Raw genomic sequence first — 21,554 nt, forward strand, 5'->3', positions numbered from 1 at the left:
CCCTCGACCACGGCCGTCGGCCTCCGATCGGGACGAACGGGTCACGGCTTCCATCAAACGGGTTCCTGGAACGCACCCTCGGGCGCATGTAGCCGCAGCCGAGTCATCTTCCGTTCGTCGGCCGCCACGCTCTCCAGCCGCCAGCCGCTGGGATGCTCCACGCTCTCGCCGGGCTCGAGAATGCGGCCGGCGAGCAGAAAGGCGAGGCCGCCGAGCGTATCGACCTCGTCGTCCTCAGCGATCAGCCGGGCATCGACCGCTTGCGCGAGCTCGTCCAGCTCCACCCGCGCATCGGCCTCCCACAAGCCATCGTCGAGCGGAACCAGCCGGGCATCCTCCGCCTCGTCATGCTCGTCCTCGATCTCGCCGACGATCTCCTCGACCACATCCTCGATGGTGACGAGGCCTTCGGTCCCGCCGAACTCGTCCACCACGATGGCCAGGTGCACGCGCTGCGAGCGCATCCGGGCGAGCAGGTCGAGGACGCCCATCGACTCGGGCACGAACAGCGGTTCGCGCAGCAGTCCGGCGGTCGAGCGGTCTCGGCTCTCGTCAACCGAGGCCATGAAGACGTCCTTGATGTGGATCATGCCCGCCACCTCGTCCAGGCTCTCGCCAAACACCGGCAAGCGGCTATGCCCCGCATCCGCGAACGCCCGCACCAGAGCCTCGAACGTGATCGTCTGGGGCACAGCGATGATCTCACCGCGCGGCACGCAGATCTCGCCTGCCGTACGGTCGCCGAAGTGCAGCAGGTTGCGCAGCATTTGCCGCTCGAGCGGGCTGAGGTCGCCGTGCTGCGGCCGGCCCGTCTCTGCCTCGTCGATCGCGTCCTCGATCTGGTCGCGCAGCGTCGGCTCGCTGTCCTCGCCGAACAGCAGGTGCCGCATGCCTTGCCACAGGCGGGAGCCGCCGTCAGGGCTGGTGGCCATTAGGCGGCCTCCGCATAGGGGTCGGGGATGCCGAGCCGAGCCAGCGCGCGCACCTCGCGTGCCTCCATGTCCTCGGCTCCACCGTCGTCGCCGTGGTCGTAGCCCAGCAGGTGCAGCGTTCCGTGCACCAGGAGATGGGCGGCATGATCGGCGAGCGGAATAGCCTTGGCCTCCGCCTCCCGCGCGCAGACCCCGCGGGCGAGCACGATGTCGCCGAGCATCAGCTCAGGTCCGTCAGCGGCGGCCGACCGCAAGTCGGCCTCCTCCGCCAGCGGAAAGGACAGCACGTTGGTAGCCTTGTCCTTGCCGCGCCACTCGCTGTTGAGCGCACGAACCTGCCTATCGCCGGTCAGGCGGATCGACAGCTCGACCGTACGCGCGGACGCGGCCAACTTGGGGAAGCGGCTTTCGGCGATCGCGGCAGTCGCCGCCGCCTCCGCGAGAGCCGCCCAGTCGCGGCCCTCGCCGGTGCTACTATCCCACTCCGCGTCGGCTTCGAGCGCGATCTCCAGCATCATGCCGACGGCCCTTCATAGGCGTCGACGATCCGGCCCACCAGCGGGTGCCGGACCACGTCGGCGGTGGAAAAGCGCACGGTGGCGATACCTTTGACGTGCTCCAGCCGGCCGACCGCATCCGCCAGCCCGGATTTGCCGGGATCAGGCAGGTCGACCTGGTTGGGATCGCCGCAGATCACCATCCGAGCGCGCATGCCAAAGCGGGTCAGGAACATCTTCATCTGTGCAGGCGTGGTGTTCTGTGCCTCGTCGAGGATGATGAAGGCGTCGTTCAGCGTCCGCCCGCGCATGAAGGCAATGGGCGCGATCTCGATTTCGCCGCTCGCGATACGCCGCTCGACCTGTTCGGTCGGGAGCATGTCGTAAAGCGCGTCGTAGAGCGGGCGGAGGTAGGGGTCGACCTTCTCCTTCATGTCGCCCGGCAGAAAGCCCAGGCGCTCGCCCGCCTCCACCGCCGGGCGCGACAGGATCAGCCGGTCGACCTGGCCGCCGATCAGCATGGCCACCGCCTGCGCCACCGCCAGATAGGTCTTGCCGGTGCCCGCGGGGCCAAGCGCGAAGATCATGTCGTCGCGGGCCAGCGCTTCCATATAGGCGGTCTGGGTGGTGGAGCGCGGGACGATGGTCTTCTTGCGGGTGCGGATCATCACCTGCGGCGGCGCCGACACCTGCGCGTCGACGATCCCGTCGAGCTGCCGCTGCGCCGCCATGCCGATGACGCTCTCCACCGCCGCCATGTCGACATCATGACCCTGGTCGAGCCGGTTGTAGAGGCCGGTCAGCACGTCGCGGGCGCGGGCGGCGCTGTCCGGCTCCCCCTCGATCTGCACCCGGTTCCCGCGGGCGGCGATGTTGACTCCGAGCCGGTCCTCGATCGCCACCAGGTGCCGGTCGTACTCGCCGAACAGCGGCCCCAGCAGGTAGGGCTGGTCGAACTGGAGCTCGAGCCGGGCGCGGTCGGGAACCGCGGCCATGTCGCGCTTGGCCATCAGGCGGCCTCCGCCCGGACCAGCGGGGCGCCGAACAGGCTGTTAGGGCCGGCGCCGGTGATCTTCACGTTCAGCATGCTGCCGATGGGGGCGGCGGTTTCCACCACCACCGACTGCAGCCACGGCGACTTGCCGATCATCTGCCCCGGCTTGCGGCCGCGCCGGTCGATCAGGATGCGGGTGGTCTTGCCGACGGTGCCGCGGTTGAAGGCGGTGCTATGCTCGGCCAGGCGCGCCTGCAGCCGGGCGAGGCGTTGATCCATCACGGGTTGGGGTACCTGATCCTCCATCGTCGCCGCGGGCGTGCCGGGGCGGGGGCTGTATTTGAAACTGAACGCCGCTGCGTAACGCACCGCATCGACGATGTTCAGCGTCCGCTCGAAATCCTCATCCGTTTCGCCGGGGAAGCCCACGATGAAATCGCCGGAGATCGCGATGTCGGGCCGCACCGCCCGGACCCGCTCGATTGTGCGAAGGTAGCTGTCGACCGTGTGAGTGCGGTTCATCGCGCGCAAAATCGGATCGCTCCCCGACTGCACGGGCAGATGGAGATAGGGCATCAGCTTATCAACGGCGGCATGGGCGGTGATCAGGCCCTCGCCCATGTTGACCGGGTGGCTGGTGGTGTAGCGGATTCGCTCCAGCTCCGCGAAATCAGCCAGGTGGCGGATCAGCGCGGCCAAGTCCCGGCCGTCGCTCTCCCATGCGTTGACGTTCTGCCCGAGGAGGGTGATCTCCCGCGCCCCGCCCGCGACCAATTCCTCCGCTTCGCGGACGATGTCGGCGAAGGGCCGGCTGATCTCGGCGCCGCGGGTATAAGGCACCACGCAGTAGGTGCAGAACTTGTCGCAGCCTTCCTGGACCGACAGGAAAGCCGACACGCCCGACCGTCGACGCGCGGGCAGGAAGTCGAACTTGGCGGCGGCCGGCATGTCGGTGTCGACGCTCGCCCGCCCGGCTGCGGCCTCCGCGATCATCTGCGGCAGGCGGTGATAGGCTTGGGGGCCCACCACCATGTCGATCATCTTGGATCGGGCACGCGCCTCTTCGCCCTCCGCCTGGGCGACGCAGCCTGCCAGCGCGATCAGCGGCTTGCTGCCGTCCTCCCGGCGCAGGCGGCCGACATCGGAATAGGCCTTCTCCGCCGCCTTCTCGCGGATGTGGCAGGTGTTGAGCACGACCAGGTCCGCGTCCTCGCCGTCCCCGGCCGAGCGCATGCCGTCGGCCCCGAGCAACTCGGCCATGCGCTCGCCGTCATAGGCGTTCATCTGGCAGCCGAAGGACTTGATTCTGAAGGTCTGGGGAAGGGTCATTTCCCCGGGGCTATACGGCAGCGGGCGCGATGCCGCTAGGCAGCAGGACGGCGGCGATCGCATCCTGCGCGGCACGGGCCAGCGCTTTGCGATCATCAAGGCGAGTCAAAGGCGGCAGCAGGTGCAGCGTGACCGGAACGGTGCCGCGGCGTCCGATCAGCCGCAAGAAGTTGCGCCGGCCCGGCTCGCCCTGCGGCCAGCCGAACTCCGCCGCAGCTCCGCCATAGTCGATCGCCACGGGACGGATGGCGACGCCGGGCGGAGCGGGCGCAAAGGCGTTGAGCAGGGCAGGGCGAAACGGCAGCAGCCCCGTGCCTTCGCTGACCGTCCCCTCGGGAAACAACGCCAGCGGCCGGCGCGCCTGCAGCGCGTGCAGCATCCGCGCGGTCTGGTCGGCAATCCCCCGTCTGTCCGCGCGGTCGATGAACACCGTGCCGTTTTCCTGGCACAGCCAGCGCATCAGCCGATGGTCACGCAGCTCGTCCTTGGACACGAAGGCGCAGCCCGTCGCTCCAGCCAGGACCGGAATGTCCAGCCAACTCGTATGATTGGCCAGGATCAGCGTCCGTCCGGCGATCGGCTCGCCGACGGTGCGGACGCGGGCACCGGCGATCCGCGCCACCCCCGCCAGGAAGCGCTGCGGCCAGGCAGACCGGCCAAGGCTGCGGGCAAGCAGCTGAGGCGGAGCGCATATCGCCAGCCAGCCGAGCAGGGCGGCGATCCGCAGGGCCGCAATGGGCACGGTCGGTCCGATGGGCTTAGTGGTCGCGGTCGAACGGAACGCCGTAGAGTTCCATTCGATGATCCACCAGACGGAAGCCGAGCTTCTCCGCCACCTTGCGCTTCAGCGCTTCCAGATCCTCGTCGTGGAACTCGATCACCTTGCCCGACTCGACGTCGATCAGATGGTCGTGGTGATCGTCGGTCACCGCTTCGTAGCGGGAGCGTCCGTCGCCGAACTCGTGCCGCTCCAGGATCCCGGCCTCTTCGAACAACCGGACCGTGCGGTAGACGGTCGCAATGGAGATGCGCGGATCGACGGACGACGCACGTTCGTGCAGCGTTTCAACATCCGGATGGTCTTCGGCTTCCGAGATCACCCGGGCGATCGTCTTGCGCTGCTCCGTGATGCGGAGACCTTTCTGCGCGCACAGCCCTTCAATGTCGATCGTCCGGTGCATGGGGCAGAGTTAGGGTGCGCAGCCCGGCAGGTCAAAGAGGAAGTGCGCCACGGCCCTCCAGCTCAGCTTCTTGACCTGCTTGAAGCGCCGCTACAGGCCGTCCGCGGTCGAGCCCGGCTCGACCCTGACGCGAGGTCCCGTCTGCTTCACTTGGCCGCGCGTGCCGTCCGCTTGCGCTTGGTGCCGAGACCAATCGACTTCGCCAAGCTGCGGCGCTGCTCGGCATAGTTGGGCGCGACCATCGGATAGTCGGACGACAGTCCCCACTTGAGCCGATACTGATCCGGCGTCATCTGATAGTGCGTCATCAAATGCCGCTTGAGCATCTTCAGCTTCTTGCCATCTTCCAGGCAGACGATGTAGTCGGGCTTCACCGAAGATCGCACCGAAACCTTGGGTTCGGGCTTCGCTTCGGCCGTTTGTTGCGGGCTCGACAGACCTGACAGTGCTCCATGCACGTTCTGAATGAGTTGCGGCAGGTCGTTCACCGATACGCTGTTGTTGCTGACGTGCGCGGATACGATCTCTGCCGTCAAGTGAATCAGCGTTTCTTGATTATTGTCATTGTCGTTCATCGCGGTTTCCTTCCCCCGAGCTAGGACGGAAGAAAGGCGCTGGGCCCTTCATTGTCTATTTGCGCCTAGGCCGCCGGCTTAATCGGCGCAAGCAAGTCCCTCGGACTGCTCCATCTTAATACACTATATTCGCCGGATCATGGTAAGGGCATCGTGAAGTTGCCCGCCCGCACCGCGATAATAGTTGCGGCGACGGCCTTCCACGATGAAGTCGTGCTGCCGGTAGAGACTTACGGCGGGGTTACTGTCCCGAACCTCCAGGTGAAGCTTGCGAATCCCGGAACGCCCCGCGCTTTCCACATAGTGGCGCATCAGCTGAGTTCCGATGCCACAGTGCCGGGCGGCCGGAGCCACTGCCAGGAGCAACAGCTCGGACTCGCCCGCCACCTCGCGGAACAGGCTAAAGCCGAGCACCGAATTGCCACCGTCGGCAAGGGTCAAGGTCACTCCAGCCATCGGCAGGATGCCGGCGCACTGCGCGCGGGTCCAGGCCTCTCCAAAGCCGGGATCGAAAGCCGTGCTCATGACCTCCATAACAGCATCGAGATCGGCCCAGCCTGCGGCTCGGAGCTGCCCCACGGGCGATGGCTGCACGCTGCTCATGCGGCCTTGGGCCGGGCGTCCGGCGCGCGCGGGTAGATCGGCCGGGGGAGGAGGCTGCGCAGCTCGGCTGGCAAGCGCAGCAGGTGCGACGCGGTCGGGAGCGCCTCGATCGCCTCGCCCCACCCACGCGCTTCCACCAACGCACTCGCGCCCGGTCCGATCGCCTGGTGCGCGGTAACCACCGCGGCGGCCGCGCCTGGCGGCAGGTTGAGCAGCGGACCGGGCGCTGCACGGGTCGAACCGCCGAATTCCTGCAGGAACAGCTCGCCGTGACCCCCTAGCACCGCTGCGACTATCGGCCCCGCGCCCGGACTCCTTGCGGCCAGCAGGGCGAGCGAGGAGAAACCGGCCAGCTCCGCGCCCCAGCCGATTGCCATCCCGTGCGCTGCCGCGATGCCGACCCTGAGGCCGGTGAAGCTGCCTGGCCCGCAGCCGACCAGCACCCGCTCAGGCCGGCGTGCGCCGAGCAGCTCCGCGATCATCGGCACCAACCGCTCGGCATGGCCGCGGCCGATCACCTCGTCCGCGCTGGCCACCAGCATCCCATCCGCCGCGAACAAGGCGGCGGTGCAGGCGGCGGTCGACGTATCGAACGCAAGGATCAAGCGAGCCTCCAGCGACGGGGGCGTGATTGTGGGCACAGCTTGGACGCGGGAGCAAGACCTCGACGAGGTCAGACGGCCTCGATCGTCTCCACCTCGGGAACATAATGCTTGATCAGGCTCTCGACGCCGCGCTTCAGGGTCACGGCGGAGGAAGGGCAACCCGAGCAGGCGCCCTGCATGGCCAGGTACAGCGTTCCTTGCCTGTAGCCGCGGTAGACGATGTCCCCGCCGTCCTGCGCCACTGCCGGACGGACGCGGGTGTCGAGCAGTTCCTTGATCTGGTCGACGATCTCCGCGTCGGCGGGGTCGTCGTCGGCAAAGCTGTCGGTCGCGATCTCGATGCCCGCCGCGGTGCCCGGCCGGAACAGCGGCGCGCCGCTCGAAAAGTGGTCGAGCAGGACCTGCAGGACGTCGATCTCCAGCCCGCGCCAGTCGACCTCGGGCAGCGCAGTGACCGAGATGAAGTCGCGCCCGAAGAACACGCCTTCCACCTCGCCACTCGCGAACAGCGCGGCGGCCAACGGCGAGGCCTCGGCGGCCTCGGCCGTCGGGAAGTCGCGGCTGCCGCTCTCCATCACGGGCACGCCCGGCAGGAACTTGCGGGTCGCGGGATTGGGCGTGGTCTCGGTTTCGATCAGCATGGGAGCGATGTGGCGCCCGCCAGCACCGCGATCAAGTGCCCAGCGGCGGCGCTCCAGCAACGATCCAACGTGTGGTCGCGATCCCCGCGAGCAGGCAGAGCACCGCCGCCCACCATTTGCCCCGCCGCATCGGCTCGGCTCCGCCATCCGCCAGGGTCCGTCCGGTGATCATCGCGCCAGTCAGCCGCTTGCCGAGCACCAGCCGGTAGAAAAGGATCGCGGCCACGTGCAGCGCAATCAGCGCCAGCAGCACGTTGAACAACAGCTCGTGCAGCTCGCCGGCGCGCTCGGCCGTTTCGAAGCTCACCAACCGGTTAAGCGGTCCCGAGACCACCCCGTCCTCGTCGGACATCACCAGCCCGAGGGAGACCTGCACCAGCAGCAGGAGCAGCAGCGCGACCACGCTCAACGCGCCAAGCGGCGAGTGCCCGATCCCGCGCCAGTCGCGCGGGCTGCTTAAGTACTCCCGAACCGCGCCCGGTCCCCGCACGAAGCTGCCGAACCGCGCCGTCGAGCTGCCGAAGAAACCCCACAGCAGTCGAAAGATCAGCAGGCTCATGACCCCAAGCCCGGACCACAGATGCCATTCGATCCGGTCGTTCTCCGCCGACCACCAGGAAAAGGCGATCAGCCCGACCAGCGTCCAGTGGAACAAGCGGAGGGGCAGATCCCAGACAGGAACCGCCAGCGCCGCATCGGCAACAGCCGCCTCAGTCGGCCTGCTTGAACCGGTCATGGCAGCTCTTGCAGGTCTTGCCGAGGTCCGCGTGCGCAGCCTTCATCCGCTCGAGATCGCTGCCCTGCGCCGCCTGCTGGAAGGTGACGGCGGCGGTTTGGAAGTTCTTCATGCCGGCATCGAAGTCGGCGCGCTCCGACCAGATCTCGGACTTCGCGTCCGTCTTGCCGATGTCGGGCCCGGTTCCCGCCGGAAACCAGCCGATCGCCTCCGGAGCGATCTGCGCGATCTGCTCAGCCGGAGCGCGGACCCCGGCGCCGTTGCCGGCGTCGATCGCCTGCTTGGCCTGGCGCATCGCCTTGCCGATCTTTTCATAACCTTCGTGCCGCTCTTTCATCAGCGCCAGCGCCTGCTGCTTCTCGAGCGGCGTCGCATCCGACTGGACGATCTCGTTGACGGCTTGCGCGGCGATCTCGTTGCCGCTGGCGTTGGCTTCGGCAAGGGTCTGGTTGGCGTCCTCCGCGCCGCTGTTGCAGGCGGCAAGGGTCAGGACGGCGGCGGCGGCCAGCAGCTTGTTCATACGCTCTCCTCGGTTCAGGCGGCGACAACGCCCACTTTGACCCACTAGTTGCCGCTTGCAGCAGGCGGCGTCCAGCTGTCGTCGATCATCTTGATGATGGCGGAGAAGTCCTTGGACGCGCCGCCGCGGCTGACGAAGCGCTGGTAAAGCTCCTCCGCCTCGCCGCCCATCGGCGTGTAGGCGCCGACGCTCTGCGCGGCCTCCATCGCCAGCTTGAGGTCCTTGAGCATCAGCGCCGCCGCGAAGCCCCCGTCATAGTTGCGGTCGGCCGGCGTTTCGGGCCCAACCCCCGGAACCGGGCAATAGCTCGTCATCGACCAGCTCTGGCCCGACGCCTTGGACGAGATGTCAAAGAATACCTGCGGATCCAGCCCGAGCTTCTGCGCCAGCACAAATGCCTCGCAGGTGCCGGCCATGGTGACTCCCAGCAGCATGTTGTTGACGATCTTCGCCGCCTGACCCGCGCCGCTGGTCCCGGCGTGGATCACCGCCTTGCCCATCTGCTCGAGGTAGGGCTGGGCCCGCGCGAAGCCGTCGTCGCTGCCGCCGACCATGAAGGTGAGGGTTCCCGCCTCCGCGGCCGCGATCCCGCCGGATACGGGCGCGTCGACCATGGCGTAGCCTTGCTGCTGCGCCTCGGCTTCGATCTTCTTGGCGGTGTCCACGTCAATCGTCGAGCAGTCGATCAGGATGGCACTGGTGGGCGCCTGGCCGAACACGGCGGAGCGATAGACCTCGGCGACGTGCTTGCCGGCCGGGAGCATAGTAATGACCGCTTCGGCATCGCGCCCCGCCTCCGCAGCGTCACGCGCGCGGCTGCAGCCCTTGGCCTCAGCCCGGGCAAGCGCGTCTTCGCTAAGGTCGAACGCACGGACCTCATGGCCCGACTTCGCCAGGTTCGCGGCCATGCCCCCGCCCATGTTGCCCAGGCCGATGAATGCGACGCGTGCCATTTACTGATCCCTCGTCATTGCGAGCGAAGCGAAGCAATCCAGTTCACTTCCGCTCGGCTCAGGTCACTGGATTGCTTGCCCTTTGGTCTCTTCGATCCGTCGCTGCGCTCCTCGCAATGACGATCAGCGCGCCCTCCACTGGCCCGGCCGCTTCTCCACAAAGGCGGCCATGCCTTCCTTCTGGTCCTCGCTCCCGAACAGGCCGTGGAACAGGCGACGCTCGAACCGGATCCCCTGTGCCAGCGGCATCTCGAACGCGGCGCCCACCATCTCCTTGCACGCGATCGCCGCTAGCGGTGCCATGCCGGCGATCTCGCCCGCGGTCTTCAGCGCTTCTTCGAGCAGGCTTGCCGCTGGCACAACCCGCGCCACCAGCCCCGACGCCAGCGCCTCCTCCGCACCCATCATCCGCCCCGTCAGGCACATCTCCATCGCCTTGGCCTTGCCAACCGCGTGCAGCAGCCGCTGCGAGCCGCCCATGCCCGGCGTGACACCGAGCTTGATCTCCGGCTGCCCGAACTTCGCCGTGTCCGCCGCGATGATGAAGTCGGCCATCATCGCCACCTCGCACCCGCCGCCGAGCGCGAAGCCGCCGACCGCCGCGATCCACGGCTTGCGCGTCGCGGTGACCTTCTCCCACCCTGCGAAGAAGTCGCTCGCGTACATGTCGGCGAAGCCCTGCGCCTGCATCTCCTTAATGTCCGCCCCCGCCGCGAAGGCCTTTTCGGAGCCGGTCAGCACCAGGCAGCGCTGGCCGTCGTCGGCATCATAGGTAGCAAAGGCGGCGATCAGCTCGCGCAGCACCTCGCTATTGAGCGCGTTCAGCGCCTGCGGGCGGTTCAGGGTGACCAGCGTAACGGCGTCGCGCTGCTCGACGATGATGGTGTTGTAGTCGGTCAATGCTTCCCTCCGTCATCCCGGCGAAGGCCGGGATCCCAGCTGTTACTTGCGCTCGTCCACGATGGAGGTCCCGGCCTGCGGCGGGACGACGTCGTACGGCGTCCACTCCTCGCCTTCCGGAAGGGGTGCGAACAGCTCGTCCAGCATTTCGTCCGTGACCGCTTCCGGCGCGGCGGGCTCCCACTGCGGATCACCGGTCTTGTCGATCAGCAGCGCCCGTACGCCTTCCACGAAGTCGTGGGTCCTGACCACATGCGTCGCCAGTGCATACTCCGCCCGCATCTCGTCGGCGAAGTCGCGCCGGTTTTCCCCCTCCGCGAGCAGCCGCAGCGACACTTTGCACGAAAGCGGGCTCTTGGACTTAATCGTCGCCAGCTCACTTTGCGCCCAGTCGCCCCCGTCCTCCTCCAGGCACTTGACCACGTTCTCCAGCCGGTCGGACGCGAACAGCTTGGCGATCGCGATCTGGTTGGCGGCAATCTTGGCGTCAGGCGCGATCCCCGCGAAATTGCCGATCGCGCCGTTCACCCGGCCCGGCGTCTTGCCGATCCGCTCGACCAGCTCGGGCAGGGACGCCTGCTCCACATAATGGGTGGCAAGCCCGAGGTACTTGCATTCGGCCCCATCGAGCCGCGCGCCGGTCAGCGCCATGAACTGTCCGACCCGCCCCGGCAGCCGCGACAGGTACCAGCCCCCGCCCACGTCCGGGAACAGGCCGATCCCTGTTTCCGGCATCGCCAGCCGCGTGTTCTCCGTCGCCACCCGGAACTTGCACGGCAGGGAGATGCCGACCCCGCCGCCCATGGTGATGCCGTCCATCAGCGCCACCGTTGGCTTGGGATAGGTGAACAGCAGGTGGTTCAGCCGGTACTCGGCATGGAAAAAGGCGTTGGCCTCGACCGCGTCTCCGGCACCGCTCCTCGCCAGCATGACCACGTCGCCGCCCGCGCAGAAGCCGCGGCCTTCCGCATGGTCGATCACCACCGCCTTGACCGCAGGATCCCCGCGCCAGGCAAGCAGTGCTTCGCTGATGGCCTCGCACATCTCCCGGGTGAGGGCATGGAGCGCCTTGGGCCGGTTCAGCCGGACTCGGCCGACCGGGCCCTCGACGGAGGTCAGGACGTCCGAAGTCACTGCCGCAGCATTTCGCGCGACGTGATCACCCGCATGACCTGGTTGGTGCCTTCCAGGATCGAGTGGACGCGCAGGTCGCGCCAGAAGCGCTCGATCGGGTAGTCCTGGAGATAGCCGTAGCCGCCGTGCAGTTGCAGCGCGCGATCGACCACACTGGAACCGGTGTCGGTCGCCAGCCGCTTGGCCATCGCCGCGAACTTGGTCTTGTCGGGGGCGTTCGCCGTGACCTTGGCGGCCGCGACATAGAGCAGCCACCGGGCGGCCTGCAGCTCGGTCTCCATGTCCGCCAGAGTGAACTGCGTGTTTTGAAACTCCGTCAGCGGCTGGCCGAATTGGGTGCGGGTCTTCGTATAGCCGATCGCCTCGTCCAGGCAGCGCTGTGCTCCGCCGAGCGAGCAGGCCCCGATGTTGAGCCGCCCGCCGTCGAGCCCCATCATCGCGATGCGGAAGCCCTCGCCTTCGCCGCCCACGCGGTTGCCGACCGGCACCCGCACCTCGTCGAAGTTGACCTGGGCAGTGGGCTGCGAATGCCAGCCGAGCTTCTTCTCCTGCGCGCCGAAGCTGACTCCGGCCATGTCCTTTTCGATCACCAGCGCGGTGATGCCCTTCGGTCCCTCGCCACCGGTACGCACCATCGTCACATAGATGTCGTTCTCGCCGCCGCCCGAGATGAACGCCTTGGACCCGCTCACCACATAATGGTCGCCGTCCAGCACCGCCTTGGTCTTCAGCGCCGCCGCGTCGGACCCGGACGCGGGCTCGGTCAGGCAATAGCTGCCCATCCGCTCCATCGGGATCATGGAGGGCAGGTAGCGGCTTTTCACATCGTCGGAGCCGAAGCGGTCGATCATCCACGCCGTCATGTTGTGGATGGAGATGAACGCGCTGGTCGACGGGCAGCCGTAGGCCATGGCCTCCATGATCAGCGCGGATTCCAGCCGCCCGAGCCCGATCCCGCCGCTCTCCTCCGACACATAGATGGCGCCGAAGCCCAGCTCCGCCGCCTTGCGGATCGTGTCCACGGGGAAGATGTGCTTCTCGTCCCACTCACCCGCGTTGGGCGTGATCTCGGCCGCGGTGAATTGCCGGGCCATCTCCTGGATCTGGAGCTGGTCGTCGGTAAGCTCGAACTGGTGCATGGCCCGGCCCTAGCAGAGGGTCCGCCGCGGTTTCCAGCCTGTTAACGACAGCGGGTGTAACTGAACCCCTGTGCGCCTTCGGTCCGAGTCAGCGTGTCCCCCTGGCGCGAGTAGCTGGTCACGGTTTCCCAGCTCTGCCCTTCGCCCGTGTAGCTGAAGGCTCCGCTGAACCGTCCTGCCGGGGCGGGCAGCCGCTCCATCAGGGTCGCCGTGGATTCGTATAAGCGCACCGTTCGCTCGCCGATGCGGATCAGCCCCTTGGCATCGCCCCGGGTGGAGGTGCAGTCGGCTGCGACCAGACCCCAGCTGCCGCGGTAGTCGGCCGGAATGGTCGGCGCGGGGGCGGGCTCCACGCTGTTCTGTTCAGCCGTGTTGGCAGGGAGGTTCGCGGTGCTAGCCCGCGCAGCATTGACCAGCGCATCCTGCTGCTCCGCCGGGTCGGCTCCCGGCTCGGCAACCACGGCGTTGGTCGGCAACGTCTCGGCGGTGGCCATCTCTGCGCCCCGGGCCACGGGATCCCCGCCGCTTCGTCCGGAACTTGGGGCTCCACCGGTGGCGACAGCGCCGCTCTCCGCTGCGTCGACCTTATCGCCCGATGGCCGGCAAGCCGCAGTCGCAAGGGCAATTGCCAGCAGAACCAATGCCTTATCCATGAACTAACAACGCTTCAGCCTCGATCTCGACCCGCCACTCATCGCGCAGCAGCGCGCTGACCACCACCATGGTCGCGGCCGGGCGGACGTCGCGGAACAGCTCGCCATGCACCGCGCCCACCTGGTCCGCGTCGGCTGCATCGGTGATGAACATCCGGGTGCGGACCACATCGGCCGCCGAGCCGCCAAGCTCCTCCACCGCCTGGAGGATGATCGCAAAACACCGCCGCGCCTGCGCCGCCGCATCGCCCCGCGTCGAGGAGCCATCCGGTTCTACCGGCGCAGTGCCGGACACGAGGATACGATCCCCGACCCGGACCGCACGCGAGAAGCCATAGACTGCTTCATAGGGCGAGACGCCGGAGGCCGCTTGCAGAACTACCGGACTCCCCGAACTGCTTTCAGACATTCTGCGTAGAGCCCCAGGAACTCAGCTCTAGTAGGATGCCTTCGTTTCTCGCTGAACTCATAGATTGCGATCTGCTTGGCCATATCGAACGCGACCCGCTCCGGGGTGCCAGTGTCGCTAGCTGAGGCCGGCTGATCGGACATGCTGTTCTCTGCCATGAGCTGAGATTACCCCATCGTCGGGATGACGAAGGCATTCTCGTCGCCCGTCGCCGACCCATCCGGCCAGCGCTGCGTGATGGTCTTGGTCTTGGTCCAGAACCGCACGCCTTCCATGCCATGCTGGTTGATGTCGCCGAAGCCCGACCGCTTCCACCCGCCGAAGGTGTGATAGGCGACCGGCACCGGGATCGGCACGTTCACCCCGACCATGCCGACGTTCACCCGCGCCGCGAACTCGCGGGCGGCGTGCCCATTGCGGGTGAAGATGGCGACGCCGTTGCCATACTGATGCTCGCTCGGCAGCCGGACCGCGGTCTCGAAGTCGGGCGCGCGGACCATCTGGAGCACGGGGCCGAAGATCTCCTCCTGGTAGGAGCAGAACGTCGGCTGCACCCGGTCAATAAAAGTCGGCCCGATGAAGAAGCCTTCCTCATGCCCCTGCAAGGTGAAGCCGCGGCCGTCGACCACCAGCTCGCCGCCCTCGTCGACGCAGGTCTGGATCCAGTTCTCGACCCGCTCCTTGTGCGCGGCGTTGACCACCGGTCCGTAGTGCGCGTCAGGGTCGGTCGACACGCCCACCCGCAGCGCCTCGATCGCCGGGATCAGCTTCTTCCGCAGCGCGTCCGCCGTCTTGTCGCCGACCGGAACCACCACCGGCAACGCCATGCAGCGCTCTCCCGCCGAGCCGAAGGCCGCTCCGGCGAGGTCGTTCACCACCTGGTCGAGATCGGCGTCGGGCATGACCACGCCGTGGTTCTTGGCACCGCCGAACGCCTGCACCCGCTTCCCGTTCGCCGTGCCGCGCGAGTAGATATAGTGCGCGATATCGGACGATCCGACGAAGCTGATCGCCTTGATCTCCGGATGGTCGAGGATCGCGTCGACCATCTCCTTGTCGCCATGGACGACGTTGAGGATGCCGTCGGGCAGCCCCGCTTCCTTCATCAGCTCGGCCAGCCGCACCGGCACCGACGGGTCGCGCTCGCTGGGCTTGAGTACAAAGGCGTTGCCGCAGGCAATGGCGACGCCGAACATCCACATCGGGATCATCGCCGGAAAGTTGAACGGCGTGATCCCGCACACAATGCCCAGCGGCTGGCGCATCGAATAGACGTCGATCCCCGGCCCCGCGCCCTGGGTGTACTCGCCTTTCAGCGCATGCGGGATGCCGCATGCGAACTCGATTACCTCCAGCCCGCGCTGGATGTCGCCCTTGGCGTCGGCGACGACCTTGCCATGCTCGGAGGCGAGCAGCTCGGCCAGCTCCTGCATATTGGCTTCGACCAGCGCCTTGAAGTTGAACATCACCCGCGCGCGGCGCTGCGGGTTGGTCGCGGCCCAGCCGGGGAGGGCGGCGTTGGCGGCGTCCACCGCGCGCTGCAGGTCCGCGGCGGTGCCGAGGCAGACGTTCGCCTGCACCCGACCCTGGCTCGGATTGAAGACTTCGCCTTGGCGCTCCCCGCTGGCGAAGCTGCCGCCGCCGATGAAATGATCGATTTGCCGCATGTAACTGGTCCCTTGAGTCTGTTGCGAGCGCCCTAGCCAAGCATCCCCGAGAATGCCAGTTGTCGCCGTCGAGGAGACCCGTTTCATGCGCCAGTTCGCGTTCCTGCCGTTCGCCTTATCCGCTTCCGCCGCGGCGGCCGTTCCCCCGCCGCCGATCACGCAGGTCGTTGTCGGCGATGCCTTCGCCCGGGTGCAGCAGCAGCGCCTCCGAGGGGACATCCAGAAGCTCGTCAGCTTCGGGACCCGCCATACCTTGTCGTCGCAGACCGACCCCAAGCGCGGCATCGGCGCGTCCGTGCGTTGGGCCGAGGCGGAGATGAAGCGGCTCGGTCTGCCGACCCTCCAGACCTGCGACACCGTCACCGGCCGCCGGGTGCCGACCCCGACGCGGGTGTGCAACGCGGTCGCCATCCAGCGCGGGACGGAGCGGCCGAACGACGTGGTGATCATCACCGGGCACATCGACAGCCGGGTGACGGACGTGATGAACGCAACCGCGGACTCGCCCGGGGCGAACGACGATGGTTCCGGAACCGCGGCGGTGTTGGAAGCGGCGCGGGTGCTCAGCCGAAGCAAGTTTCCAGGCACCATCGTCTACGCCGCACTGTCCGGGGAGGAGCAGGGACTGCTCGGCGGCAAGATCCTGGCCGATTACGCCAAGGCGCAGGGCTGGAACGTGGTCGCCAACCTCAACAACGACATCATCGGCAACAGCTGCAGCTCGGACGGGGTATGCAACGCCAATCAGGTCCGCGTTTTCTCCGAAGGCCCGCGGTGGCAGGGGCGGGAGGACCTTGCTGCCCGGCAGCGCAGCCTGGGCGGCGAGAACGACTCCCCATCACGCAACCTGTCGCGCTACCTCGACAGCCTTGCCGAGAAGTATCCGCGGATCGGCCTGGACGTCATGCCGATCTGGCGCAACGACCGTTTTGGCCGCGGCGGCGACCACACCGAGTTCCTCAACGCCGGCTACCCTGCGGTGCGCTTCTCGGTGGCGGTGGAGAACTACAACCACCAGCACCAGGATCTTCGGACCGAGGGCGGCATTGAGTATGGCGACACCATCAACAAGATGGACTTCCCGTATCTGACCAAGGTCGTGAAGCTGAACGTCGCTGCGCTCGCGGCGCTGGCGAGCGCACCGCCTCCGCCCGAGGCGACGGTAGAGGGCGCGGTGAAGACCGACACCACCGTCAGCTGGAAAGCCGTGCGCGGCCCGAACTTCCGCATTCACTGCCGCCGGACCGACTCGGCGCAATGGGCCGAATGTCCGGTTCGACCGCTGTCGCAGAGCCCTGCGGCTGGTCAGGAGGAAGCGCCGGGCGGTTTCTCGGCAGTGCTCCGGGGCGTTCGCGTCGACGATTGGATCTTCGGTGTTTCGGCGGTCAGCCCGAACGGCTTCGAGAGCCCCGTCGCCTCGGCCGTACCCGGCGGCGCCTTCAAGCCCTACGTCCCCCCGCCGCCTTCACCCGCAGGGCAATAACGTCACCCCGGCCCTGGGCCGGGGTCCGCCTTCCTTTCCGGTGCATTTGCGACAAAGGAAGGCGGATGCCGGGTCGAGCCCGGCATGACCGCTTGAAACGAATTTCCTGTCCTACACGCCCCTCCGCGCGTTAGGCGCTGTGCCATGCTTTTCACCCGCTCGACCGCAAGCTCCTCAAGCCTCGCCACCCTCCAGGTCACAAAGGTCACACGAAAAACGCGATCCATGGTCAACCGGGTCAACTTGGCCGGTCGCTGATGCCCCGCAAACCGGCCCACATCGGCCTGCCCACCCGCGAGCAGGTCCTCGACTTCATCCAGCAGTCCGGCCAGCCCGCCGGCAAGCGCGAGATCGCCCGCGCGTTCGGCTTGTCGGGGCATGAGAAGATCCTCCTCAAGGCGCTGCTCAAGGACATGGCCGATGAAGGCCTCATCGACAGCTCGCCCGGCCGCACGTTCCACAAGGCCGGCGGGGTCCCCAAGGTCACCGTTCTGCGGGTCGTCGCGGTGGAGGACGGTGCGGTCGCGGTGCCCGACAACTGGCAGGGCGAGGGGCCGCCGCCCAAGCTTCGCGTGATGGAGAAAGGCCGCCGCTCCGCCCTCGCGCTCAACGACCGCATCCTCGCCCGCACCGAGGAGCGAGGGCAGGGCCACGTCGCGCACCTGATGAAGAAGCTGCAGCGCTCCGCCGACCTGCTGCTGGGCGTGGTCCACCAGGAGGGCGAGCGCCACTGGCTCCGCCCGGTCGACAAGCGCGAGCGGCGCGAGCTGCCAATCAGCGATCTCGGCGACGCGCAAGTCGGCGACCTCGTCCTGTGCGAACCCTCCGGACGTCCGCCGCGGGTGTCCGCCCGGGTCGACGCCATCCTCGGCGATCCCTTCGCCCCGCGCAGCTTCAGCCTCATCGCCATCCACAAGCACGGCCTGCCGCACGAGTTCGGCGATGAGACGATCGCGGAAGCGCGGCATGTCTCAGACTTGCCGCGGGGCGAGAACCGCGAGGACCTGCGCCACCTGCCGATCGTCGCCATCGACCCGGCCGACGCCCGCGACCATGACGACGCCATCTGGGCCCAGGCGCGGGAGGACGGCGGCTGGGATGCGACCGTCGCCATCGCCGACGTCAGCTACTACGTCCGCCCGATCAGCCACCTCGACCGCGAGGCCCGTCGCCGCGGCAACAGCGTCTACTTCCCCGACCGCGTCGTTCCCATGCTCCCCCATGAGCTGTCGTCCGACATCTGCTCGCTGAAGGAAGGCGAGGACCGGGCGGCCCTGGCCTGTCACCTGGAGGTCGCCAAGGACGGCACCCTCAAGAGCTGGCGCTTCACCCGCGCGGTAATCCGTGTCGCCGCCAACATCGCCTATGAGGATGCACAGGCAGCCTACGACGCGAGTAGGGACGAGCGGACCGAGGTCTCGTCCTCACCCTGCTCGATGCCGGAGATCGAAGGCCTGGTATCGTCGGCGCTGGTCGAAACCGCGCTTAAGCCTCTGTGGGGCTGCTGGTCCGCCCTGCTCGCCGCACGCAACCGCCGCGAGCCGCTGGAGCTGGATTTACCTGAACGCCAGGTCGTGCTCGACGAGAAAGGCCGCATCGCTTCCGTCGCTCCCCGCGAGCGGCTGGACGCGCATCGGCTGGTCGAGGACTTCATGATCGCCGCCAACGTCGCCGCGGCCAAGGCGCTGGAGTATAAGAAGGCGCCGGTCATGTACCGCGTCCACGAGGCGCCCGGCCGCGAGAAGCTGACTGCCCTCAAGGATTATCTCGCCACCTTCGACCTGGAGTTCGCGCTTGGCCAGGTGATCAAGCCCGCCACTTTCAATCGCATCATCGAGCGCGTCGGAGAGAGCGAAGCCCGGCCGGAGATCATGGAGCAGTTGCTCCGCACCCAGACCCAGGCGCGCTACTCGCCCGACAACCTCGGCCACTTCGGCCTCTCGCTGGGCAGCTACGGCCACTTCACCTCGCCAATCCGCCGCTACGCCGACCTGCTAGTGCACCGCAGCCTTGTCAGCGCCTACCGGCTGGGCGAGGGCGGGCTACCGGCCGACGACGCCGAGCGCTTCACGGAGATCGGCGAAAGCATTTCCCAGCTCGAGCGCCGCGCGATGGAGGCGGAGCGCGAGACGATCGACCGCTATGTGGCCGCCTACCTCGCCGACCATGTGGGTGAGCTGGTCGACTGCCGGATCACCGGCGTGCAGCCCTTCGGCTTCTTTGCCACGGTGGACGGGCTCGGCGGCGACGGGCTGGTCCTCGCCAAGGAACTCGGCAACGAGTATTTCCGCTACGATGAGGCTTCCCGTTCGCTGATCGGGGAGGACTCAGAGGAGACCTACCGGGTGGGCCAGCGACTCAAGCTGCGGCTGGCCGAGGCAAACCCGGTGAGCGGCGGTTTGCGCTTCGAACTGCCGGAAGGCCGGTACGCCATGCCGCCGCGGCGCGACCGGGTTCGAAAACCGCCCATGGGCAAGCGCGGTCGGCCCGCAAACATCCGGCACCAGGGCCGCGGACCCCGCTGATACTGCTCCGCCATCAGTGGCTTCGAGCAAGGCGGGACTGGGGTAAGTGCCGCCAAGCGCCGTTTGTCGACAAAGATCACAGCCGCGGCAGGGTGACGCCACGCTGGCCCTGGTACTTGCCGGCGCGGTCGGCGTAACTCACCTCGCACGGCTCGTTGCCCTGGAGGAACAGGAACTGGCAGGCGCCCTCGTTGGCGTAGATGCGGGCGGGCAGCGGCGTCGTGTTGGAGAACTCCAAAGTTACATGGCCCTCCCAACCGGGCTCGAGCGGGGTCACGTTTACAATGATCCCGCAGCGCGCGTAGGTCGATTTGCCGAGGCAGATTACCAGCACGTCGCGCGGTACCCGGAAATACTCGACCGTGCGGGCGAGCGCGAAGCTGTTGGGCGGGATGATGCACACGTCCGTGCGGCGGTCGACGAAACTGTTCGACGCGAAATCCTTGGGGTCGACGATCGCGTTGTCGACATTAGTGAAAATCTTGAACTCGTCCGATACCCGGGCGTCGTAGCCATAGGAGGACAGGCCGTAGCTGATGCAGCCGTCGCGGCGCTGCGCCTCGACGAACGGCTCGATCATGCCTTGTTGGGTGGCCTGCTCGCGAATCCAGCGGTCGGAAAGGATGCTCATGAAGTGCCGCCTAACCGGCGTCCGGCAAACGCGAAAGGGCCGGGGTGGTACGCACCCCCGGCCCGCCCGCAACAATTGAGCTGTCCGCGTTCCGATTAACGGAACAGCGACATGATCGTCTGGGGAGCCTGATTGGCGATCGACAGCGCTCGGATGCCCAGCTGCTGCTTGCCCTGAAGCGCCTGGAGTCTTGCGGACTCCGTGGCGAGGTCGGCGTCGACAAGGTTTCCGATGCCGGCCTCGACCACGTCGCTCAGTTTGCTGCCTTTGATCAGCGCCTGCCTCTCAGGTTTCTCCAGTATACCTGGACCAAGATCGAGGCGGATGCTTCGGCGGGGCACAACCGAATATTAGTCCAAACACCGTGAAATCCTCCTGTGTGTTGTGGCCGGACCCAGATGCGCGTGCTGCGATTGCTCACTAGCTAGGTACCGCATTAAACCGCGCCGACCGCCTCGACGCCGAAGCCGCTCGCGTCCGGGGGCTGCTCGACCGGTCGAAGCCACCATCCTCGCGCGCGCCTTCCGCGGCGAGCTGGTGCCACAGAACGCGAACGACGAACCCGCCACGGCCCTGCTCGCCCGCGTCCACGCCCAGCGCGCCGCTGCGCCCAAGATCGGGAGAGGGAAGCCAAGGCCAGGAGTGATTGCTTAGGCTTCGGTCCTAGCCCGTGCGAACTCATGACGCTTTCGCACAGATATATTGAGTTGGTTCCGCTCGAGGGCGACCGGCAGGCCGGCCGCCATGCTCCGCAACTACCTCTCGAGGCCAGTCCCTTCCGCCCCGGAACCCATACCGGACATTCAACCGATAGGTCGGCGCCGTATATCGGCGACAAGCTAAAGCTCTGGAAGGCTCCTCCTAGACCATAGCGGTCGAGCCAAGCGGCAGCCCCTGCACACTAACAGGCTACTGGAAGCTAGCACGGATAAGCTGACCTTATGGCGTGAACCAACCCCTTTGTTGGTCAGCCCGCCTGTTACCCGGCTAGGCAACTCAGCAGCGGAGAAGCGGGAAATGGAAACGTTGACTGAGTTTGAGGGCAAGCGGCGGGACGACATCAGGCCGGAGCCGTTGCAGGTTGCCGCAGTGATCACGCTCCACATGACTGGCCGACACTGGGCCATATTAATCGCGTTGGCCGCTATCTGGGGGAGCGCTTTCTTGTTCATCCATGTTGCTGTCCGAACCTGGCCTCCGCTGACCTATGTCGCGCTGCGGATGCTGATCGCCGCCGGGGCGCTGGCCCTGTTCATGCTGCTGCGGCGCGAGCCGCTCGGACTGCCGCGACAACTGATTGCACCGTTAGCCATCATCGCGATCTTGAATAATCTGCTGCCTTTTGCCCTTTTTGGCTGGGCGCAGACTCATATCGCCAGCTCCCTAGCGGCTATCCTCAACGCGACCAGCCCGATGTGGGCGGCACTGCTTGCGCATGCTGCAACGC

At 67.1% G+C, this 21,554-nt stretch carries 23 protein-coding genes and 1 pseudogene; 3 read left to right on the plus strand and 21 right to left on the minus strand.

Translation table 11 applies throughout. The features are described 5' to 3' along the window. Nucleotides 1–53 precede the first annotated feature (53 nt). The 19 genes from QZX62_RS07420 to QZX62_RS07510 all read right to left on the minus strand — a co-directional run bounded on the left by QZX62_RS07420 (nt 54) and on the right by QZX62_RS07510 (nt 15,468). Entirely contained in the window at nt 54–932 is an 879-nt protein-coding gene (locus QZX62_RS07420) for a hemolysin family protein (protein WP_294173330.1), read from the minus strand. Next, entirely contained in the window at nt 932–1,447 is a 516-nt protein-coding gene (gene ybeY, locus QZX62_RS07425; protein ID WP_294173359.1) for an rRNA maturation RNase YbeY, read from the minus strand. The genes QZX62_RS07420 and ybeY overlap by 1 nt, the downstream gene beginning before the upstream one ends. Beyond that, nucleotides 1,447–2,439, minus strand: coding sequence for a PhoH family protein (locus QZX62_RS07430; protein WP_294173331.1), 993 nt, complete (start codon nt 2,437–2,439; stop codon nt 1,447–1,449). The genes ybeY and QZX62_RS07430 overlap by 1 nt, the downstream gene beginning before the upstream one ends. Beyond that, entirely contained in the window at nt 2,439–3,752 is a 1,314-nt protein-coding gene (gene miaB / locus QZX62_RS07435) for a tRNA (N6-isopentenyl adenosine(37)-C2)-methylthiotransferase MiaB (RefSeq protein ID WP_294173332.1), read from the minus strand. Before miaB ends, QZX62_RS07430 begins: the two co-directional genes overlap by 1 nt. 10 nt (nt 3,753–3,762) lie before the next feature. After that, entirely contained in the window at nt 3,763–4,494 is a 732-nt protein-coding gene (locus tag QZX62_RS07440; protein WP_294173333.1) for a 1-acyl-sn-glycerol-3-phosphate acyltransferase, read from the minus strand. 16 nt (nt 4,495–4,510) lie between these two features. Then, nucleotides 4,511–4,933, minus strand: coding sequence for a Fur family transcriptional regulator (locus tag QZX62_RS07445; protein ID WP_294173334.1), 423 nt, complete (start codon nt 4,931–4,933; stop codon nt 4,511–4,513). A 146-nt stretch (nt 4,934–5,079) separates the two neighbouring features. Further along, nucleotides 5,080–5,508 carry a MucR family transcriptional regulator gene (locus QZX62_RS07450; protein ID WP_294173335.1) on the minus strand — a complete coding sequence of 143 codons (429 nt, stop codon included), beginning with the start codon at nt 5,506–5,508 and terminating at the stop codon, nt 5,080–5,082. Nucleotides 5,509–5,631: 123 nt separating this feature from the next. After that, a complete protein-coding gene (locus QZX62_RS07455) occupies nt 5,632–6,111 on the minus strand; it encodes a GNAT family N-acetyltransferase (RefSeq protein ID WP_366926191.1) in 480 nt (159 codons plus the stop codon). Beyond that, nucleotides 6,108–6,716: a tRNA (adenosine(37)-N6)-threonylcarbamoyltransferase complex dimerization subunit type 1 TsaB gene (gene tsaB, locus QZX62_RS07460; protein WP_294173337.1), complete on the minus strand. Its 609-nt coding sequence runs from the start codon at nt 6,714–6,716 to the stop codon at nt 6,108–6,110. The genes QZX62_RS07455 and tsaB overlap by 4 nt, the downstream gene beginning before the upstream one ends. A gap of 68 nt (nt 6,717–6,784) precedes the next feature. Continuing rightward, on the minus strand, nt 6,785–7,357 hold the full coding sequence (locus QZX62_RS07465) for a NifU family protein (protein WP_294173338.1): 573 nt from the start codon (nt 7,355–7,357) through the stop codon (nt 6,785–6,787). Between the two features lie 31 nt (nt 7,358–7,388). Then, nucleotides 7,389–8,093: a cytochrome b/b6 domain-containing protein gene (locus QZX62_RS07470; RefSeq protein ID WP_294173339.1), complete on the minus strand. Its 705-nt coding sequence runs from the start codon at nt 8,091–8,093 to the stop codon at nt 7,389–7,391. Beyond that, nucleotides 8,068–8,613 carry a cytochrome c gene (locus QZX62_RS07475; RefSeq protein WP_294173340.1) on the minus strand — a complete coding sequence of 182 codons (546 nt, stop codon included), beginning with the start codon at nt 8,611–8,613 and terminating at the stop codon, nt 8,068–8,070. The genes QZX62_RS07470 and QZX62_RS07475 overlap by 26 nt, the downstream gene beginning before the upstream one ends. A 44-nt stretch (nt 8,614–8,657) precedes the next feature. Then, nucleotides 8,658–9,566 carry a 3-hydroxyisobutyrate dehydrogenase gene (mmsB, locus tag QZX62_RS07480; protein ID WP_294173341.1) on the minus strand — a complete coding sequence of 303 codons (909 nt, stop codon included), beginning with the start codon at nt 9,564–9,566 and terminating at the stop codon, nt 8,658–8,660. Nucleotides 9,567–9,689: 123 nt separating this feature from the next. Continuing rightward, nucleotides 9,690–10,466, minus strand: a complete 777-nt coding sequence (locus tag QZX62_RS07485) for an enoyl-CoA hydratase-related protein (protein ID WP_294173343.1) — start codon at nt 10,464–10,466, stop codon at nt 9,690–9,692. A gap of 42 nt (nt 10,467–10,508) precedes the next feature. Then, the gene (locus QZX62_RS07490) at nt 10,509–11,600 is read right to left on the minus strand and encodes an enoyl-CoA hydratase/isomerase family protein (RefSeq protein WP_294173345.1); all 1,092 of its coding nucleotides are present in this window, start codon (nt 11,598–11,600) and stop codon (nt 10,509–10,511) included. Further along, nucleotides 11,597–12,739 (minus strand): acyl-CoA dehydrogenase family protein, encoded by a 1,143-nt coding sequence (locus QZX62_RS07495; RefSeq protein WP_294173346.1) that lies wholly within the window; start codon nt 12,737–12,739, stop codon nt 11,597–11,599. Before QZX62_RS07495 ends, QZX62_RS07490 begins: the two co-directional genes overlap by 4 nt. Nucleotides 12,740–12,780: 41 nt before the next feature. After that, on the minus strand, nt 12,781–13,233 hold the full coding sequence (locus tag QZX62_RS07500) for a hypothetical protein (protein WP_294173348.1): 453 nt from the start codon (nt 13,231–13,233) through the stop codon (nt 12,781–12,783). Nucleotides 13,234–13,384: 151 nt separating this feature from the next. After that, nucleotides 13,385–13,801, minus strand: a complete 417-nt coding sequence (locus QZX62_RS07505; RefSeq protein ID WP_294173349.1) for a RidA family protein — start codon at nt 13,799–13,801, stop codon at nt 13,385–13,387. 167 nt (nt 13,802–13,968) lie between these two features. Beyond that, the gene (locus tag QZX62_RS07510; RefSeq protein ID WP_294173350.1) at nt 13,969–15,468 is read right to left on the minus strand and encodes a CoA-acylating methylmalonate-semialdehyde dehydrogenase; all 1,500 of its coding nucleotides are present in this window, start codon (nt 15,466–15,468) and stop codon (nt 13,969–13,971) included. A gap of 85 nt (nt 15,469–15,553) precedes the next feature. On the opposite strand from QZX62_RS07510, the gene QZX62_RS07515 reads away from it, so the two are divergent. Continuing rightward, nucleotides 15,554–16,951 (plus strand): M28 family peptidase, encoded by a 1,398-nt coding sequence (locus QZX62_RS07515; RefSeq protein ID WP_294173351.1) that lies wholly within the window; start codon nt 15,554–15,556, stop codon nt 16,949–16,951. 257 nt (nt 16,952–17,208) lie between these two features. Further along, nucleotides 17,209–19,476, plus strand: coding sequence for a ribonuclease R (rnr, locus tag QZX62_RS07520; protein WP_294173352.1), 2,268 nt, complete (start codon nt 17,209–17,211; stop codon nt 19,474–19,476). A gap of 76 nt (nt 19,477–19,552) precedes the next feature. Here rnr and dcd read toward each other — a convergent pair whose 3' ends face one another. After that, the gene (gene dcd, locus QZX62_RS07525; RefSeq protein ID WP_294173353.1) at nt 19,553–20,107 is read right to left on the minus strand and encodes a dCTP deaminase; all 555 of its coding nucleotides are present in this window, start codon (nt 20,105–20,107) and stop codon (nt 19,553–19,555) included. Nucleotides 20,108–20,202: 95 nt separating this feature from the next. Continuing rightward, nucleotides 20,203–20,370, minus strand: a pseudogene (locus QZX62_RS07530) (flagellin); the annotation flags it as partial. A 763-nt stretch (nt 20,371–21,133) separates the two neighbouring features. Between QZX62_RS07530 and QZX62_RS07535 the strand changes: the two are divergent. Continuing rightward, on the plus strand, nt 21,134–21,554 hold a 421-nt coding region (locus tag QZX62_RS07535; RefSeq protein WP_294173356.1), incomplete at its 3' end, for a DMT family transporter.

Origin of the sequence: uncultured Sphingomonas sp. (assembly GCF_902806265.1) — a bacterium.
In the GTDB taxonomy this organism is placed as follows: Bacteria; Pseudomonadota; Alphaproteobacteria; order Sphingomonadales; family Sphingomonadaceae; genus Sphingomicrobium.